The sequence below is a fragment of the Lysobacter sp. TAF61 genome (assembly GCF_052113485.1).
Lineage (GTDB): Bacteria > Pseudomonadota > Gammaproteobacteria > Xanthomonadales > Xanthomonadaceae > Lysobacter_J.
Genome location: NZ_JBFRDH010000004.1, coordinates 265,358 through 282,962 on the forward strand (window position 1 = coordinate 265,358; position 17,605 = coordinate 282,962).

The following is a 17,605-nucleotide window of genomic DNA, read 5'->3' on the forward strand; positions in this document are numbered from 1 at the left end:
CCGGAACTGACAAACCAGGTCTGACTTACTTCATGGGTCCCCAGGCGCCTCGGGGTACGCATCGAGCACCGGGCCGAGCGCTGCCTTGAGCGGCTCGAGCCAGGGTTCGTAGTGGCGCCACTGATCCAGGCCTTCGCGGAAGATCGGCTTGCGCACCTGTTCGGAGCTGGCCGTTCGCACCGGGCGGTCGTTCTCGAAGAAGCGCAGGCACTGCGGCTCGAACGGCAGGCCGCAGGCGTCGAGCAGGCGGCGCACCTCGTGTTCGGTGTCGTCGACCATGCGCTCGTAGATGACGCGGTGGACGCGGCCCGGCAGTACCTCGTCGAAATGCGCCATCAGCGCGACGTAGTCGCGGTAGAAGCGGCCGATGTCGTCGAGGCTGTAGCTGAAGCCCTGGCCGCGGGCGAAATGCTGCTTGAAGTTGGAGAAGCAGCACGCCAGCGGGTGGCGGCGCGCGTCGATGATGCGCGCGTTGGGCAGCATCAGCTGGATCAGGCCGACGTGCATGAAGTTGTTGGGCATCTTGTCGATGAACAACTTCGCATCGGTGTGGCGGTGGATGCGGGTGCGATCGAGGTAGCGGCGGCCGAGGGCGCGCAGTTCGTCGTGATCGAGCGTGGCCAGCACGTCGTGGTACCGCCCCGGGCCGCTGGCATCGGGGCCGGCGCGCGAACGCAGCTCGCGGCTGATGGAGGTGACTTCCGACAGCTCCATCGTGCCTTCGACCAGGCTGTGGCTGGACAGGATCTGCTCCAGCAGCGTCGAACCCGAACGCGGCAGGCCGACGATGAAGATCGGATCGCGCGCTTCGTCGCCACTTCCCGCGCGGCGCTCGAAGAACTCGCGCGTGTAAAGCTGGCGGACGTGGTTGACCTTGGCCGTGGTGGCGCCGGCGTTGTAGTCGATCTGGGTGCGGCGAAGCGCATTGGCGCGCGCGTAATGGCCGAACGAGGACTCGTGGTCGGCGGCGTCCTCGAGCGCCTTGCCGAGCGCGAACTCCAGGTGCAGGCGGTTGTCGTCCGACAGCCGCGGCTGCGCCAGCTGCGCGCGCATCGTCTCGATGTCGTGCGCGGTGAAGCGCAGCGTCTTCAGATTGGCCAGGCTCCACCAGGCTTCGCCCAGCGACGGTTCCAGCGCGATGCAGCGACGGTAGGCCGCGATCGAATCGTCCTGGCGGCCGGCGGTCTTGAGCGCGTGGCCGTAGCTCATCCACGCCCGCGTCTGCCGCGGGTAGGCGCGCAGGATGCCTTCGTACAGGCCGATGGCCGTGGCGTAGTCGCCGATGCGGCACAGCACGGCGGCCTTGAGGTTGCGGTAACCCGGGTTGTCCGGGGCGTGCGCGAGCAGCATGTCGATCTGCACCAGCGCCTGCCCGGACTTGTTGCCGCGGTGCAGGACCAGCGCGTAATGCTGACGTGCGGCATGGAAGTCCGGCGCCAGTTCCAGGCAGCGCGCCAGCAGGTTCTCGGCGTCGCTGCTGCGGTCCAGGCGCGCGGCCAGCTCGGCGAACATGCGGATCGCGGCGACGTCGTTGGGCGACTTCTGCAGGTGCGCGCGCAGCAGCGCCTCGGCTTCGGGGATGCGGTTCTCGGCCAGGGCCGCGCCTGCGCGCAGCAGGGACGGGTCGCGGCTGGAATAGCGGATGTGCTGGCTGTAGGCGGCTTCGGCGGCGGTGTTGTCGCCGGTGGCCGAGAGGTGCTCGCCCAGTGCCAGCCAGGCGCTGGGCAGGTCCGGCTTGAGCGCGACCGCGCGCTGCAACGCTTGCAGCGCCTCGTCGCCGCGGCTGCTGCGGCCAAGCGCGATGCCCAGTTCGAGCTGGGTCCGCGCCGAGCCCGGCTGCGCCTGCGCCAGTGGTTCGAGCACCGCCAGCGCGCCGGCGTTGTCGCCGCAGGCCGAGCGCGACGCACCCAGCACCAGCAGCGCGGTCGGATGGTTGGGCAGTGCCCGCAGGATCTCCGCGGCCTGCGCCTCGGCCAGCGCCGGCTGCTCATCCAGCAACCGCACGGCATGGGCCAGGGCGATTTCGAGGGAGGCAGAGGGCTCGGGTGCGACGCTCATGCGGGGTCTCACGCGTAACAGGACGGCGGGGGCAGGCAAAGCGGTGGCGCGACCCGACTATGCCGAATGTGGCGCCAACAATCACCAATTTTTAACACCATGCGGTCTGGGCGGGGCTGCGGCGTATTCATCCGACACGCTCCATGGCCAGGGCCACGCCCTGGCCGACGCCGACACACATCGACACCAGGGCGCGGCGCCGATCCGCCGCGTCCAGCTCGTGCATCGCCGTCAGGACCAGCCGCGCGCCGCTGGCGCCGAGCGGGTGACCGAGCGCGATCGCGCCACCGTTGCGGTTCACCCGCGTGCTGTCGTCGGCCAGGCCGAGCGCGCGGGTCACCGCCAGCACCTGGGCGGCGAAGGCCTCGTTGATCTCGATCGTGCCGAAGTCGTCCAGGGCCAGTCCCAGTCGCGGCAACAGGCGGCCAATGGCCGGTACCGGGCCGACTCCCATCGTCCGCGGCGCCACGCCGGTACTGGCCATGCCGAGCGCGCGCGCGCGCGGCACCAGGCCATGGCGCGCGGCCGCGTCCTCGCTGGCGAGCAGCAGCGCGCAGGCGCCGTCATTGAGGCCGGAGGCGTTGCCGGCGGTGATGCTGGTGCCGGCGCCGAGGGTTGGTACCAGCGCTGCCAGTTTGTCGGGCGAGGTGTCGCCGCGCGGCTGCTCGTCGTTCTCGAGCTTTCCGGCCGGCATCAGTTCGCGCGCGAAGCGGCCGCTGGCCATCGCCTGCGCCGTGCGCTGCTGCGAGCGCAGCGCAAATGCATCCTGGTCGGCGCGTTCGATGCCGTGTTCGTCGGCCAGGTTCTGCGCAGTGCGCATCATCGGGTCGACGCCGAACTGCGCCTGGAACCTTGGATTGACGAAGCGCCAGCCCAGGGTGGTGTCCTGCAGTGCCTGTTCGCGATCGAACGCGGCGTCGGCCTTGCCCATCACGTACGGCGCGCGCGACATGCTTTCCACGCCGCCGGCGATCACCAGTTCCGCTTCGCCTGCGGCGATCGCGCGCGCGGCCTGGCCGACCGCCTCCAGGCCCGACGCGCAGAGCCGGTTGACGGTGACGCCCGGCACCGACAGCGGCAGACCGGCCAGCAGCAGGGCCATGCGCGCGACGTTGCGGTTGTCCTCGCCGGACTGGTTGGCGCAGCCGAGGATGACCTCGTCGATGGCCGCCGGATCGAGGCCGGCGTTGCGCTGCAGCAGCTGCGCGATCGGCAGGGCGGCCAGGTCGTCGGCCCGGACCATCGACAGGCCGCCGCGATAGCGGCCAAACGGCGTGCGCACGCCGTCGCAGAGATAGACGGGGCGCAGGCCGGTCATGTCAGACGCCGACACTCACGCAGACACCGCCTGCAGGCGGTTCGCCGGCACGCACCCTTCGATTGCCGCGGCGGTCTGCTCCAGTTGCGGCAGCACGTTCTCGATCGCGTGGCGGCCGGCGTCCGGGTGGTAGGGCATGGAGACGTTGATTGCCGTGGCGATCTTTCCCTGCGCGTTACGCAGCGGCACCGCGATCGAACACAGGCCCAGTTCGAGCTCCTGCTCGACGTAGGCATAGCCCTGCATGCGCACGTCCGACACGATCCGGCGCAGCCGGCGCAGGTCGGTCTGCGTATGCGGGGTGAGCTTGCTCGGCTTGCACTGCGTCAGCCACGCGTCGAGCTCGGCGTCGTCCAGGCCCGACAGCAGCACCCGTCCCATCGCCGCGCAGAACGCAGGCAGGCGCGCGCCGACGCCCAGGCTCACGCTCATCACCCGCTGGCCGGGCACGCGCAGCACGTAGACGATCGACTGCCCGTCGAGCACCGCCATCGAACTGCTCTGGCGGACCTTGCGCGCAAGGTCTTCCATCAGCGGCTGGGCGAGGTCGGTCAGATTGAGCGAGCCGAGGTAGCCAAAGCCCAGCTCGAGCACGCGCGGGCCGAGCATGAATTCACGACCGACGGCGCGCACGTAGCCCAGGTGCTGCAGGGTCAGGACCAGTCGCCGCGCTGCGGCGCGCGACAGGCCGGTGCGCGCGGCGATGTCGGCCAGGCCCAGGCGGTTGCGGTCGCGGCCGAAGGCGGACAGCACCGACAGCCCGCGCGCCAGCGACTGCACGTAGTCGCCGCCGTCCTCGAACTGGTCCGAGCCCTCTGCTTTTCTCGGCATGCGTTGCGTCCTTCTCTCCGGGCCGGCTTGTGGGTGTTCGTCGCGGTGCTGGTCTTGCTTGTCGTGGGTCGCGCCCGGTCCATGCGAGCTTGTCGCGGACCGGATTGACGACGAGATTAGTGCTTCCGTAGAGTGGTGCGCAATACGCACATCCGTGCGCATAGCGCACAGATCGGTTGCCGGGGAGGGCGCGCAGTCCATGGTGAAGGCGAGGGTGCAGTCGTTGGCCACAGCTGAGCGGGACTGCGTCCTGCACAGCTGGTCGGTGCAGGCCGACTGGGATGCGCCGACCGTCGTCGGCGGCCGCGGCGCGCGGCTGCACCTGGCCGATGGCCGCGAAATCCTCGACATGAGCAGCCTGGCCGAGTGCAGCAACCTCGGCCACCAGCATCCGCGCCTGATCGAAGCGATCCGCGCCCAGGCCGAGCGCCTGTGCTTCGTCACCAACGCATGGGGAGCGCAACCGCGTGCCGAACTGGCGCAGGCGCTGCTGGAGCGGTCGGGGTTCGAGGGCGGGCGGGTGTTCTTCACCCTGGGCGGTGCCGATGCCAACGAACATGCGGTGCGGATCGCACGCCAGGCTGCGCGCAAGCCCGGCGGCGCGATCATCGCCCGCGAGCGCTCGTACCACGGCGCCACGCAACTGGCGATGGCGATGTCCGGCGACACCCGCGCCAAGGCGCTCGGCATCGACCCACGCGCACTGGGCGTTCATCACGTGCCGCCGCCGTATGGCTACCGTTGCCCGTTCGGTGGCCGCGACGAGGCGCAATGCGGAGAACGCGCGGCCGCAGCAGTGGCCGACCGCATCGACGACCTTGGCGCCGGAAACGTCGCCGCGGTGATCATGGAGCCCGATGCCGGCACCAACGGCATCGTCGCCCCCGACAACTACTGGCCGGCGCTGCGCATGCACACGGCCGACCGTGGTGTCTGGCTCATCGCCGACGAGGTGATGAGCGCATTCGGCCGCTGCGGTGAGTGGTTCGCCTGGCAGCGCCATGGCGAGGCCGGCCGTCCCGACCTGATGACGCTGGCCAAGGGCCTGACCGGCGCGGCGCTGCCGCTGGGCGCGGTCGTGCTCAGCCGCGAGGTCGCGGCAACGCTGGAACATGAAGTCCTGTATTCCGGGCTTACCTATTGCGGCCATCCGCTGGCCTGCGCCGCCGGCGTGGCGGCCCTGCAGGCCTATGAAGACGAAGGTTTGATCGAGCGATCGCGCGCGCTGGGTGTGCGCCTGCTCGCGCGGTTGCAGCAGCTGCAGACCAGGCACCGGGTGATCGGCGACGTCCGCGGAGGTCACGGTCTGTACGCAATCGTCGAACTGGTTTCCGATCGCCAAAGTCGCGCCGCGCTGGCGCCCTGGCCGCAGACGCCACCGGCCCTGAAGGCGCTGGTCGACGAGGCGATGGCGGCGGGCGTGTCGTTCGCCACGCGCGGCAATCTCATCGTGCTGGCGCCGCCGCTGGTGGTCAGCGAGGACGAGCTGGCCGACGCGATCTCGCTGCTCGACCGCCTGCTCGCGCGGTTCTTCCCGTAAATGCCCGTCCCACGATTCCAACCGGCGATCGTCGCGATCGCAGCGAGGCCGCAATGAGCTTCCGCCTGACCTACGCCACCATGTTCAACCCGCCCGAGGCGATGCACGAGCGCTTCGAGGCCGCGATGGCCCGGGTCAGTGCGGACCTTGGTCGCCGCCACGAACTGTTCATCGATGGCGAGGACCGAGCGGCGGCAAGCCATGCGCAGCGGCGCAGTCCGATCGACAGCACGCTGTCGCTGGGCGAGTTCGCGCTTGCCGACGCGGCCGATGTCGACCGCGCGACGCGCGCGGCGCATGCCGCATTCCCGGCCTGGCGCGCATTGCCGGCCGCCGAACGCGCGCGCCGGCTGCGCAAGGTCGGCGACCTGATGGAGGAGCGCGTCTACGACATCGCCGCGGCGCTGACCCTGGAGGTCGGCAAGAACCGCATGGAGGCGCTGGGCGAAGCGCAGGAGACGGTCGACTTCTTCCACTACTACGCCGACGACTACGAGCAGAACGCCGGCTTCGACCGGCCGCTGCCGAACGACCCGCTCGAAGGCGTGGTCTCGCGCAACCGCAGCGTGATGCGGCCGCATGGCGTGTGGGTGGTGATCGCGCCGTTCAACTTCCCGTTCGCGCTGGCCGGTGGCCCGGTCGCGGCGGCGCTGGTGACCGGCAACACGGTGGTGGTGAAGGCAGCGAGCGACACGCCGTGGTCCGGGCGCCTGCTCGCCGACTGCATCCGCGACGCCGGATTGCCGCCCGGCGTCTTCAACTACGTATCGGGCTCCGGCCGCGAAGTCGGCGAGGCACTGGCGCAGCATCCGCTGACCGCGGGCATCACCTTCACCGGTTCGGTCGGCGTGGGCATGCAACTGCTGCGGCAGATGGCCGGCGGCGCCTGGCCGCGGCCGTGCATCGCTGAAATGGGCGGCAAGAATCCGTGCATCGTCACCGAGCACGCCGACCTCGAGCGCGCCGCCACCGGCATCGTCCGTTCGGCCTTCGGCATGGGCGGTCAGAAGTGTTCGGCGCTGTCGCGGCTGTACGTTCACGACCGCGTCGCCGATGAACTCATCGCGTTGCTGCGCGGCAAGATCGAGGCGATCCGGATTGGCGATGCCCGCCAGCGCGAGAACTGGCTCGGCCCGGTCATCAACGAAAGCGCCTACGACAACTACGCCCGCTACATGGAGCAGTTGCAGTCCAGTGGTGCAACCCTGGTCGCCGGCGGCCGCCAGCTCCGTGACGGCGAACTGGGGCGCGGCTACTACGTCGAACCGGTCCTGGCCGAAGCCGACCTCGCCCATCCGTTGTGGAAGCAGGAGATGTTCCTGCCCATCGTGATGCTGCACCGCTACCGCGACCGTGAGCACGCGATGCGACTGGCCAACGACACCGACATGGGCCTGACCGCCGGCTTCTACGGCGGTGCCGACGAAGTGCCGTGGTTCCAGGATCGCATCGAGGCCGGCGTCACCTACGCCAACCGCCCGCAGGGCGCGACCACCGGCGCCTGGCCGGGCTACCAGCCGTTCGGTGGCTGGAAGGGTTCGGGCTCGACCGGCAAGGCGATCGCATCGTTCTATTACCTGCAGCAGTACCTGCGCGAACAGTCGCGCACGGTCGTGGAGTGAGCCGCCGATGCGCCTGATGTCGCTGCGCGAAGCGCTCGCCGCCCACGTCGCCGATGGCGACTGCATCGCGCTGGAAGGCTTCACCCATCTCATTCCGTTTGCCGCAGGCCATGAACTCATCCGCCTGGGGCGGCGCAACCTGCACCTGGTGCGGATGACGCCCGATCTCATCTACGACCAGATGATCGGCATGGGCTGCGCGCGCCGCCTGACGTTCTCCTGGGGTGGCAATCCCGGCATCGGCTCGCTGCACCGGTTGCGCGATGCGGTCGAGCATGGCTGGCCGCAGCCGCTGGAACTCGACGAGCACAGCCATGCCGGCATGGCCGCGGCTTACTGCGCCGGCGCGGCGCGGCTGCCGTTCGGCGTGCTGCGCGGCTACCTCGACAACGACCTGGACAAAGCCAACCCGCGCATCGGCCGCATCGAATGCCCGTTCACCGGCGAGCGCCTGGCGGCCGTGCCGGCGATCAATCCCGACGTGACCATCCTGCACGCGCAATGCGCCGACCGCGAAGGCAACGTCGCCATCCAGGGCATCGTCGGCGCGCAGCGCGAAGCGGCGCTCGCGGCCGGTGCGGTGGTGGTGACGGTCGAGGAGATCGTCGATCAGCTGGCGCCTGCGATGAACGGCATCGTCCTGCCGCACTGGACCGTCGACGCGGTGGTGCATTGCCCGGGCGGCGCGTATCCGTCGTATGCCCACGGCCACTACACCCGCGACAACGCCTTCTACCAGCGTTGGGATGCCATAGCGCGCGACCGCGACACCTTCAATGACTGGATGCGCGAACACGTGCTGGAAACCGATGACCACGCCGGCTTCCTGGCCAGCCTGCAGGCGAAGGCGGCATGAGCGAAGCCACCCGCGATGAGTGGATGACCGTGGCGGCCGCACGCATGCTGTGGAACCGCTGCGTCTGCTTCGTCGGCATCGGACTGCCCAGCGCGGCCTGCAACCTGGCGCGGTTCACGCATGCGCCCGACATCGTGCTGATCTACGAGTCGGGCACCATCGGCACGCGTCCGGACGTGCTGCCATTGTCGATCGGCGATGGCGAACTGGCCGAGACTGCCTCGTTCGTGGTGCCGCTGCCGGAGGTGTTCAGCCACTACCTGCAGGCCGGCCGTGTCGACGTCGGCTTCCTCGGCGCGGCCCAGGTCGACCGCTACGGCAACCTCAACAGCACGGTGATCGGGCCGTATGACGCACCGACCACGCGTCTGCCCGGCGCCGGTGGCGCGCCGGAAATCGCCGCGCATGCGCGCCAGACCTTCGTGATGCTGAAGGCTTCGCCGCGCAGCCTGGTCGAGCAGCTCGATTTCCGAACCTCCGCCGGCTATCTCGACGGCCATGGCGCGCGTGCAAGGACCAGCGCAACCGGCGATGGCCCGCGCGCGGTGATCACCGACTTCGGCATCCTCACCCCGCACCCGCGCAGCGACGAATTGCGGCTGAGCGCGCTGTACGCCGGCGCCACCGTCGAGGAGGCGAGGGCGGCGGTGGCCTGGCCGCTGCTGCTGGCCGAGACCGTCGAGACCATCGCCGCGCCGAGCGAGTCGGAACTGGCGATCCTGCGCGCGCTGCATGCGCGCACCCGCGAGGCGCATGCGCGGCCGGTCGTGCTGCCGCAGGTGACCGCATGACCCGTCAACCCTTCCACGAGCCCGCCATGCGCAACGACCTCAGCGGTACTGATCACATCCGAACGGAACTGCCCGGCCCGAAGGCGCGCGCGATGATCGCACGCGACGCGGAGGTGATTTCGCCGTCGTACCCGCGCGACTATCCGTTCGTGATGTCGCACGGCCGCGGCAGCGAGGTCTGGGACGTCGACGGCAACCGCTTCCTCGACTTTGCCGCCGGCATCGCCGTGTGCAGCACCGGCCACGCCCATCCGCAGGTCGTGCAGGCGGTCAAGGACGCCGCCGACCAGTTCCTGCACATCTCCAGCGACTACTGGCATGAGCAGATGACCGGGCTGGGCGAGCGCCTGGCGAAGATCGCGCCGATGAAAGGCGGCGAGGCGATGAGCTTCCTGTGCCAGTCCGGCACCGAGTCGGTCGAGGCGGCGATCAAGCTGGCGCGCTATGTCACCGGGCGCCCGCGCTTCATCGGCTTCCTCGGCGGCTTCCACGGTCGCTCGATGGGCTCGCTGGCGTTCACCTCCAGCAAGTACACCCAGCAGAAGGGCTTCTTCGCGACGATGCCGGGCGTCACCCACGTGCCGTATCCCAATCCGTACCGGCCGTTGTTCGCCGGTACCGACCAGGGCGTGGCCGTGCTCGACTACATCCGCATGCTGTTCGAACGCAGCGTGCCGGCGGCGGAAGTGGCCGGCATCCTGGTCGAGCCGATCCAGGGCGAGGGCGGCTACGTCGTCCCGCCCGATGGCTTCCTGGCCGGGCTGCGCGAGCTGTGCGACGAGCACGGCATCCTGCTGATCTTCGACGAAGTGCAATCGGGCATCGGCCGCAGCGGACGCATGTTCGCAAGCGAGCACTGGGGCGTGAAGCCGGACATCATGACCCTGGCCAAGGGCCTGGGCTCGGGCCTGCCGGTGGGGGCGATGGTCGCTTCGAAGTCGCTGATGTCGCAGTGGAAGCGCGGCGCGCACGGCAACACCTACGGCGGCAATCCGCTGGCCTGCGCGGCAGCCAATGCGACCATCGACCTGGTCGCCGGCGGTTTCGCCGACAACGCTGCGCAGGCGGGCGCCTACTTCTCTTCCAAACTGCGCGAGCTGATGCGCGACTACGCCTGCATCGGCGAAGTCCGCGGCCGCGGCCTGATGATCGGCATGGAGCTGGTCGAGTCCGATCCGGCACGCACGCCGGCGCGCGCGCTGTGCGACGCGGTCATCACCCGCGCCTTCCACAACGGTCTGTTGCTGCTGTCGTGCGGCACCAGCACCGTGCGCTTCATGCCGCCGCTGAATGTCGAGCGCGCGCAGATCGACGAGGCGGTGGCGCTGTTGCGCACCAGCCTCGACGAGGCGCTGAACGGAACTCAGGGCTGAGCCGCATGCGATTCCGTCACCGGTCAATCGCCGCCGCATTGCTGTTGGCGGCGGTCGGCGTCGGCGTGGCCGCCGCAAGCGGGCGCGAGCCGGTGCTCAAGCAGGTCGACCTGCCGCACAGTTACTACTGGCGCGAACTCTATCTGCCGCAGCTGACCACCGGCCCGTCGTCGCTGGCGTTCCTGCCTGACGGCCAGTCGCTGGTGTACAGCATGGCCGGCTCGCTCTGGCGCCAGCGCATCGGCGACGGCGAGGCGGTCGAGCTGACCCACGCGCAGGGCGGCTACGACTTCCAGCCCGATGTCGCCCGCGACGGACGCAGCGTCGTGTTCACCCGCTACGACGGCAAGGGCATGGAGCTGTGGCGCCTGGACCTGGCGAGCGGCCGCGCGCAGGCGCTGACCAGCGGCGGTGCCGTCAATGTCGAGCCGCGCCTGTCGCCCGACGGCAAGCGCATTGCCTGGGTGTCCACGCAGGGCACGGGACACTTCAACCTGTTCGTCGCCGACATCGACGGCGACGGCCTGCACCACCCGAAGCCGCTGCTGGGCGAGCGCAAGAGCACGCTCGACCGTTACTACTACTCGGCGTTCGACCATGCGATCAATCCGTCGTGGTCGCCGGACGGCAGGCGCATCGTCTTCGTCGGCAATGCCGAGATCGCCTGGGGCAGCGGCGACCTGTGGTCGGTCGACAGCACGCACCCGAAGGCGCCAACGCGGATCCTGCGCGAGGAGACCAGCTGGAGCGCGCGGCCGGAACTCGCGCCCGATGGCAAGCGCCTGCTCTACGCCGGCTACCGCGGCCGCCAGACGCACCAGCTTTGGCTGACCACGCTCGACGGCGCGCCGCCGTTGCCGCTGACGTTCGGCGATGATGAGCGCCGCAACGCGCGCTGGTCGCCCGACGGCCGCCGCGTCGCCTACATCGGCCAGGATGCGGTGGGCAACACCGCGCTGTCGGTGATCGACGTGATCGGCGGCGCCAGCCAGGCGGTAGTCGCAAAGCAGCGACGCACGCTGGCACCGACGGCGCGGCTGCAGATCCGGATCCGCGATGGCCAGGGCCGCGAGGTACCGGCGCGCGTCAGCGTGCAGGGCAGCGATGCCCGTGCGCAGGGACCGGCGGATGCCTGGATGCACGCCGACGACGGCTTCGATCGTGCCGTGCAGGCGACCGAGAGCCACTACTTCCACTGCGCCTCGCCCTGCAGCCTCGACGTGCCTGCCGGCGCGACATCGGTGACGGTGCAGCACGGCTTCGCCCACCTGCCGTGGTCGCGGACGCTCGATCTGGCCGCAGGCAGCACCACGACCGTGCGAGCCGACCTGCAGCCGCAGCCGCTTCCGGCCGCGTTTGGCCACTGGCGTAGCGCCGACCTGCACGTGCACATGAACTACGGCGGCCACTACCGCAACACGCCCGGGCACCTGGCCTTGCAGGCGCGCGCCGAGGACCTCGACGTGGTCGAGAACCTGATCGTCAACAAGGAGGAGCGCATCCCCGACATCGCCCGCTTCGGCACGTCGGATGCGACCGGAGCGGTGCGGATCGCCAACGCGCAGGAATTCCACACCAGTTTCTGGGGCCACCTGGGCCTGCTCGACCTGCGCGATCACTACATCACGCCCGACTTCGCCGCCTACCGCCATACCGCGATGGCAAGCCCGTATCCGCACAATGGCGTTATCGCCGACCTGGCGCACGCGCAGCAGGGCGTGGTCGGCTACGTGCATCCGTTCGACACCGTGCCCGATCCTGCGCACGATGCGGTGCTCAGCCACCAGCTGCCGGCCGATGTCGCCAACGGCAAGGTCGACTACCTGGAAGTCGTCGGCTTCAGCGACCACAAGGCCACCGCCGCAGTCTGGTACCGGTTGTTGAACCTCGGTTACCGCCTGCCGGCCGGCGCCGGCACCGATGCGATGGCCAACTACGCTTCGCTGCGCGGCCCGGTCGGACTGAACCGGGTGTTCCTGGAACAGCGCGGCAGCGACGGCGGCGATGCCGCGCTGCTGCAATCGTTGAAGCGGGGTCACAGCTTCGTCAGCAATGGCCCGCTGCTCGGCCTGCTGTTGTCGGGTCGCAAGCCTGGCGATACCCTGGCGATGACCGCGCCCGGGCGCGCGGGCTACCGCGTCGCCTTGCGCTCGCCGGTGGCGGTCGACCACCTCGAACTCGTCCAGAACGGCCGCGTCGTCAAGCAGTTCGACCTCGGCGGCGACCGCCGCAGTTTCGATGGCGAAGGCGAGCTCGAGCTGGCGCAGGGCGGCTGGATCCTGCTGCGCGCCTGGAACGACGGCGCTGACGCGCAGTTGCTGGACCTGTACCCGTACGCGACCACCAACCCGGTCTGGCTCGAACTGCCGGGCGGAGCGCCGCCGGCGCGCGAGGATGCGGCCTACTTCACGGCCTGGCTCGGCCGCGTGATCGAGGCCGCAGACGCGCGCGACGACTTCAACGACGCCGAAGAAAAACGTGCGACGCTCGACTACCTGCGCGCGGCGCAGGCCATCTACCAGGGCAAGGCCGGGGGACACTGATCGATGCAGACGCCACGCCGATGGATAGCGCTGTGCCTGGCCGTGACCGCACTGGCGGCGCAGGCCGCGCCACCGGCGCAGCTGGCCCGCTTCAGCATCGCCGACTACAACCGCCTGGCCGACGTCGCCGAGCCCGATCTGTCGGCGGACGGCGCGGCCGTGGTCTACAGCGTGCTGGCCGTCAACAATGCGCAGGACATGACCCAGAGCGACCTGTGGCGTGTCGGCTACGACGGCAGCGGGCGCAAGCAGTTGACGAACACCGCGGAGAACAGCGAATCGCGGCCGCTGTGGTCGCCCGACGGCAAATCGATCGCCTACCTGTCCGATGCGCCCGCGCCGCGCAAGCCAACCACTGGCAAGGATGGCGCCGGCAGCAAGGACGAAGACGAGGAAGAGATCAGCCAGGTCTGGCTGATGCCTGCCAGCGGCGGCGTTGGCCGACGCGTGACGACATTCGCCAGCGGTGTCGACGACTACGTGTGGTCGCCCGATGGCAGGCATCTGGCCGTCATCGTGCGTGATCCGGAGCGCCCTGCCGGCACGCCGGCGCCGAAGAACCCGCCGCCGATCGTCACCACGCGCTACCAGTTCAAGGAAGACGGCACCGGCTATCTGGACGGCCATCGCACCCATCTGTACGTGGTCGACATCGCCACCGGTCGCGCCGAGCAGATCACGACCGGCGACCACGACGAACTGCTGCCGTCCTGGTCGCCCGACGGCAAGCTGATCGCATACGTCACCAAGCGCGGCGTCGACCCGGACCGGCACCTCAACTACGACATCTATGTGGTCGAGCCGCGCGCCGGCGCCAGGGAGCGCCAGCTCACCACCTTCACCGGCTCCGACCTCGACCCGTACTGGGAAACGCGCCCGTCGTGGAGTCCGGACAGCCGCCGCATCGCCTACCTGCAAAGCGGCGAGGACAAGTGGATCTACTACGCGCCGTGGCAGCTGGCGGTGATCGATGTCGCCACTGGCGCGTCCCGCATGGCCGCTCCGATCGACCGTTGCATGAGCAAGCCGCGCTGGGCGGCAGATGGCCGCCACGTCTATGCGCTGGTCGAGCGCAGCCGCGTCACCCGCGTCGAGAAGATCGACGTCGACAGCGGCGAGCTGAGCGAACTCAGCCACGGCAACCGCTTCGACTACGACCTTGCGGTGTCGGCCAACGACCGCGTCGTCGTGCTCGGTGGCGACGACACCCATCCCTACGGCCTCTCGGCGGTGGAACCGCAGGGCCTGCGCGAGTTGACCGATCACAACGCCTTCCTGCGCGAACGCACCCTCGCGCAGGCAGAACCCATCGCCTTCAAGGTCGACGGTGTCGAGATCGAAGGCATCCTGGTCAAGCCGGTGGGCTACCAGCAAGGCCAGCGCTACCCGACGATCCTGCGGATCCATGGTGGGCCGGTGTACCAGTTCAGCCATGAGTTCATGCCCGACTGGCAGGTGTATGCGGCCAACGGCTACGCCGTGGTCGCGATCAATCCGCGCGGCAGTTCCGGCCGCGGCTTCGACTTCGCCCGCACCATCTATGCCGACTGGGGCAACGTCGACGTCCGCGATGTCGTCGCCGGTGTCGAGCATGTCGTGGCCATGGGCGTGGCCGATCCCGAACGCCTGGGCGTGGGCGGCTGGAGCTACGGTGGCATCCTGACCAATGCGGTGATCGCCCGCGAAACCCGCTTCAAGGCCGCCATCAGCGGCGCCGGCGCGTCCAACATGTACGCGATGTACGGCCACGACCAGTACGTGCGCGAGTACGCGCTGGAGCTGGGCACGCCTTGGCAGAACCGCGAACAGTACGACCGCGCCAGTTATCCGTTCCTGCACGCCGACCGCATCACCACGCCGACGATGTTCCAGTGCGGCGAAGCCGACTTCAACGTGCCGTGCCTGGGCGCCGAGCAGATGTACCAGGCGCTGCGCTCCCGCAACGTGCCCACGCAGCTGGTGGTCTATCCGGGCGAGAACCACCAGCTCAGCGTGCCGAGCTACCTGACCGATCGCCTGACCCGCAACCTGGCGTGGTACGACCGTTACCTGAAGGACGCTCCATGATGCGCAAGCAGATCTTGCTGTTGTCGCTGGCGTTGTGCGCGGCCTGCGCCGCGGCACACGCGGCGGAACCCCGTGCCCGCGATCTCGGCATCCCGTTCGAGGGCACGCCGGGCGCGCTCAATGCGATCACCGATGTCGCCGGTGTCACGGTCGGCCAGGTGACGCTGATCGAGGACCTGGCCGACGGCCACAAGGTGCGTACCGGCGTCACTGCGATCCTGCCGCGCGGCAAGGCCAGCCTCGACACGCCGGTGTTCGGCGGCTGGTTCGCGCTCAACGGCAATGGCGAGATGACCGGCACGGCCTGGATCGACGAGTCCGGGATGCTCGAAGGCCCGGTGATGCTGACCAACACCCACAGCGTCGGCGTGGTTCGCGATGCCGTGATTGCCGAACGCGTCAAGGCTGGCGGCGCCGATGCCAGCGGCTACTGGTGGTCGCTGCCGGTGGTGGCCGAAACCTGGGATGGCCACCTCAACGACATCAACGGTTTCCACGTCAAGCCAGAACACGTCGCCCAGGCGCTGGCCGGCGCCCGCAATGGCCCGGTCGCCGAAGGCAATGTCGGCGGCGGCACCGGCATGATCTGCCACGAGTTCAAGTGCGGCGTCGGCACGGCCTCGCGCCGCGTCAGTGGCGACGGACTGGACTACACCGTCGGCGTGCTGGTGCAGGCCAACTACGGCGTGCGCGATCCGCTGCGCATCGCCGGCGTGCCGGTCGGGCAGTTCCTGCGCGACGATCGCGTCTACACCGACGCGGCAATCACCGGCGACACCGGCTCGATCGTGATCGTGATCGCCACCGACGCACCGCTCCTGCCGCACCAGCTCAGGCGAATAGCCAAACGCGCTGGCATGGGCCTGGCGCGGATGGGCAGCTATGCCGGCAACGGATCCGGTGACCTCTTCCTCGCCTTCTCGACCGCCAATGCCACTGGCGCCGGCGAAGGTGCGCTGCACGAAGCCAGGTATCTGGGCAACGACAACGTCGACGGCCTGTTCGAGGCGACGGTGCAGGCCACCGAAGAAGCCATCGTCAACGCCATGATCGCCGCACGCGACATGCGCGGCGAAGGCGGACGCTATGCCAACGCGATTCCGCACGGGCCGCTGCTGAAGCTGCTCAAGCGCTACGGCCGCCTGGGCCCGACGCAGGCGCCGAAGTGAACCCGATCTTCCATCCGACTGCCACTGGCCCGAATCGATGACAAAGCTTCCCCTGAAAGCGCTTGCCGCCGTCCTGACTGCCGTCCTGTCCGGGGCGGGCATGGCTGCGCCGCCTGCCCAGAGCGTCGCCGCCCAGGCCATCGTGGTCCGTGCCGGTCACCTGGTCGACGTCGACAACGGTCGCGTGCTCAGCGATCAGGCGATCCGCATCGAAGGCCAACGCATCACCCGCGTCGAGCCGTTCTCGGCTGCCGCCGTCGGCGACGCCCGTGTCCTCGACTGGTCGGCCTACACGGTGCTGCCGGGCCTGATCGACCTGCACACCCACCTGGTCGGCGACATCCAGTCCGACAACGTCGCCGCGCCGCTGATGAGCACCTCCGCGCGCGACGCCCTGATTGGCGTGCGCAACGCCCGCGATACCCTCCGCGCCGGCTTCACCACCGTGCGCGATGTCGGCACCTACCGCGCCTTCACCGACGTCGCCCTGCGCAACGCCATCAACGAGGGCATCGTCGAAGGCCCGCGCATGTTCGTGGCCGGCACCTACGTCACCGTCAGCGGCGGCGGCGGCGAAGTCACCGGACTGGCGCCGGACGTCCAGGTCCCCGCCGACATGCGCCGCGGCGTCGCCAATTCCGAGGCCGAGATCCGCCAGCGCGTGCGCGAACTGATCGCCGGCGGCGCCGACTTCATCAAGATCATCGCCACCGGTGCGGTGCTCGCCAGCGGCACCGAGCCGGGCGCACCGGAGTACAGCGAGGCCGAGATCCATGCCGCGGTCGAGGAGGCGGCGTTGCACGGCACCTTCGTGGTCGCCCACGCACACGGCGCCGAGGGCATCAAGCGCGCCGTCCGCGCCGGCGTGCGTTCGATCGAACACGGCTCCTACCTCGACGACGAGGGCATCGCGCTGATGAAGAAGCACGGTACCTGGCTGGTCGCCGACGTCTACAACGGCGACTACATCGAGGAGATCGGCCGCCGCGACGGCTGGCCCGAAGAGATCCTGCGCAAGAACACCGAAACCACCCAGACCCAGCGCGACGGTTTCCGCAAGGCGGTGAAGGCGGGCGTGCGCATCGGCTTCGGCACCGACAGCGGCGTCTACCCGCACGGCCAGAATGCGCGCCAGTTCGCCTACATGGTGCGAAACGGGCAGACGCCGATGCAGGCGATCAGTTCGGCCACCATCAGCGCCGCCACGTCGCTCGGGCGCGAGAAGGAGTTGGGCTCAGTCGCCGTGGGCAAGTCCGCCGACCTGATCGCGGTCGCCGGCGATCCGTTGACCGACGTCGAAGTGCTGCGCCAGGTCGAGGCCGTGGTCGCCCAGGGCCGGCTGATCTGTGCCGCACCGGAGCAACGCTGCACGCGATCCCATTGAAGTCCATGATGGGGATCGAATACATAGTGGTTTGAAAGCTGGCGACACAATTC

The 17,605-nt window shown here is 69.4% G+C and carries 12 protein-coding genes; 9 read left to right on the plus strand and 3 right to left on the minus strand.

Going from position 1 to position 17,605, the window contains the following annotated elements:
• Positions 1 to 30: 30 nt before the first annotated feature.
• From AB4Y64_RS11340 to AB4Y64_RS11350, 3 genes are all read right to left on the minus strand, one after another.
• Positions 31 to 2,058 (minus strand): tetratricopeptide repeat-containing sulfotransferase family protein, encoded by a 2,028-nt coding sequence (locus AB4Y64_RS11340; RefSeq protein ID WP_441816553.1) that lies wholly within the window; start codon positions 2,056 to 2,058, stop codon positions 31 to 33.
• A gap of 127 nt (positions 2,059 to 2,185) precedes the next feature.
• Complete coding sequence (gene pcaF / locus AB4Y64_RS11345) at positions 2,186 to 3,367, minus strand: 3-oxoadipyl-CoA thiolase (RefSeq protein WP_441816682.1); 1,182 nt, start codon at positions 3,365 to 3,367, stop codon at positions 2,186 to 2,188.
• Positions 3,368 to 3,391: 24 nt separating this feature from the next.
• Positions 3,392 to 4,207 carry an IclR family transcriptional regulator domain-containing protein gene (locus tag AB4Y64_RS11350; protein WP_441816554.1) on the minus strand — a complete coding sequence of 272 codons (816 nt, stop codon included), beginning with the start codon at positions 4,205 to 4,207 and terminating at the stop codon, positions 3,392 to 3,394.
• 223 nt (positions 4,208 to 4,430) lie between these two features.
• On the opposite strand from AB4Y64_RS11350, the gene AB4Y64_RS11355 reads away from it, so the two are divergent.
• From AB4Y64_RS11355 to AB4Y64_RS11395, 9 genes are all read left to right on the plus strand, one after another.
• A complete protein-coding gene (locus AB4Y64_RS11355) occupies positions 4,431 to 5,747 on the plus strand; it encodes an aminotransferase family protein (protein ID WP_441816555.1) in 1,317 nt (438 codons plus the stop codon).
• A gap of 53 nt (positions 5,748 to 5,800) precedes the next feature.
• Entirely contained in the window at positions 5,801 to 7,369 is a 1,569-nt protein-coding gene (locus AB4Y64_RS11360; RefSeq protein ID WP_441816556.1) for an aldehyde dehydrogenase family protein, read from the plus strand.
• Between the two features lie 7 nt (positions 7,370 to 7,376).
• Positions 7,377 to 8,225 (plus strand): CoA transferase subunit A, encoded by an 849-nt coding sequence (locus AB4Y64_RS11365; protein WP_441816557.1) that lies wholly within the window; start codon positions 7,377 to 7,379, stop codon positions 8,223 to 8,225.
• Positions 8,222 to 9,016 (plus strand): CoA-transferase subunit beta, encoded by a 795-nt coding sequence (locus tag AB4Y64_RS11370; RefSeq protein WP_441816558.1) that lies wholly within the window; start codon positions 8,222 to 8,224, stop codon positions 9,014 to 9,016. Before AB4Y64_RS11365 ends, AB4Y64_RS11370 begins: the two co-directional genes overlap by 4 nt.
• Positions 9,013 to 10,389, plus strand: coding sequence for an acetyl ornithine aminotransferase family protein (locus tag AB4Y64_RS11375; protein ID WP_441816559.1), 1,377 nt, complete (start codon positions 9,013 to 9,015; stop codon positions 10,387 to 10,389). Before AB4Y64_RS11370 ends, AB4Y64_RS11375 begins: the two co-directional genes overlap by 4 nt.
• A gap of 5 nt (positions 10,390 to 10,394) precedes the next feature.
• Positions 10,395 to 12,932 (plus strand): CehA/McbA family metallohydrolase, encoded by a 2,538-nt coding sequence (locus AB4Y64_RS11380; protein ID WP_441816560.1) that lies wholly within the window; start codon positions 10,395 to 10,397, stop codon positions 12,930 to 12,932.
• Between the two features lie 3 nt (positions 12,933 to 12,935).
• Positions 12,936 to 14,999, plus strand: a complete 2,064-nt coding sequence (locus tag AB4Y64_RS11385; RefSeq protein ID WP_441816561.1) for an alpha/beta fold hydrolase — start codon at positions 12,936 to 12,938, stop codon at positions 14,997 to 14,999.
• Entirely contained in the window at positions 14,999 to 16,168 is a 1,170-nt protein-coding gene (locus AB4Y64_RS11390) for a DmpA family aminopeptidase (protein WP_441816562.1), read from the plus strand. Before AB4Y64_RS11385 ends, AB4Y64_RS11390 begins: the two co-directional genes overlap by 1 nt.
• A gap of 100 nt (positions 16,169 to 16,268) precedes the next feature.
• Entirely contained in the window at positions 16,269 to 17,552 is a 1,284-nt protein-coding gene (locus AB4Y64_RS11395; RefSeq protein WP_441816563.1) for a Xaa-Pro dipeptidase, read from the plus strand.
• Positions 17,553 to 17,605 lie beyond the last annotated feature (53 nt).

Excerpts from the sequence above, each read along its gene's own strand:
- AB4Y64_RS11340 (WP_441816553.1), bottom strand. The coding sequence starts at position 2,058 with ATGAGCGTCGCACCCGAGCCCTCTGCCTCCCTCGAAATCGCCCTGGCC.
- AB4Y64_RS11350 (WP_441816554.1), bottom strand. The coding sequence starts at position 4,207 with ATGCCGAGAAAAGCAGAGGGCTCGGACCAGTTCGAGGACGGCGGCGAC.
- AB4Y64_RS11360 (WP_441816556.1), top strand. The coding sequence starts at position 5,801 with ATGAGCTTCCGCCTGACCTACGCCACCATGTTCAACCCGCCCGAGGCG.
- AB4Y64_RS11365 (WP_441816557.1), top strand. The coding sequence starts at position 7,377 with ATGCGCCTGATGTCGCTGCGCGAAGCGCTCGCCGCCCACGTCGCCGAT.
- AB4Y64_RS11370 (WP_441816558.1), top strand. The coding sequence starts at position 8,222 with ATGAGCGAAGCCACCCGCGATGAGTGGATGACCGTGGCGGCCGCACGC.
- AB4Y64_RS11375 (WP_441816559.1), top strand. The coding sequence starts at position 9,013 with ATGACCCGTCAACCCTTCCACGAGCCCGCCATGCGCAACGACCTCAGC.
- AB4Y64_RS11380 (WP_441816560.1), top strand. The coding sequence starts at position 10,395 with ATGCGATTCCGTCACCGGTCAATCGCCGCCGCATTGCTGTTGGCGGCG.
- AB4Y64_RS11385 (WP_441816561.1), top strand. The coding sequence starts at position 12,936 with ATGCAGACGCCACGCCGATGGATAGCGCTGTGCCTGGCCGTGACCGCA.
- AB4Y64_RS11390 (WP_441816562.1), top strand. The coding sequence starts at position 14,999 with ATGCGCAAGCAGATCTTGCTGTTGTCGCTGGCGTTGTGCGCGGCCTGC.
- AB4Y64_RS11395 (WP_441816563.1), top strand. The coding sequence starts at position 16,269 with ATGGCTGCGCCGCCTGCCCAGAGCGTCGCCGCCCAGGCCATCGTGGTC.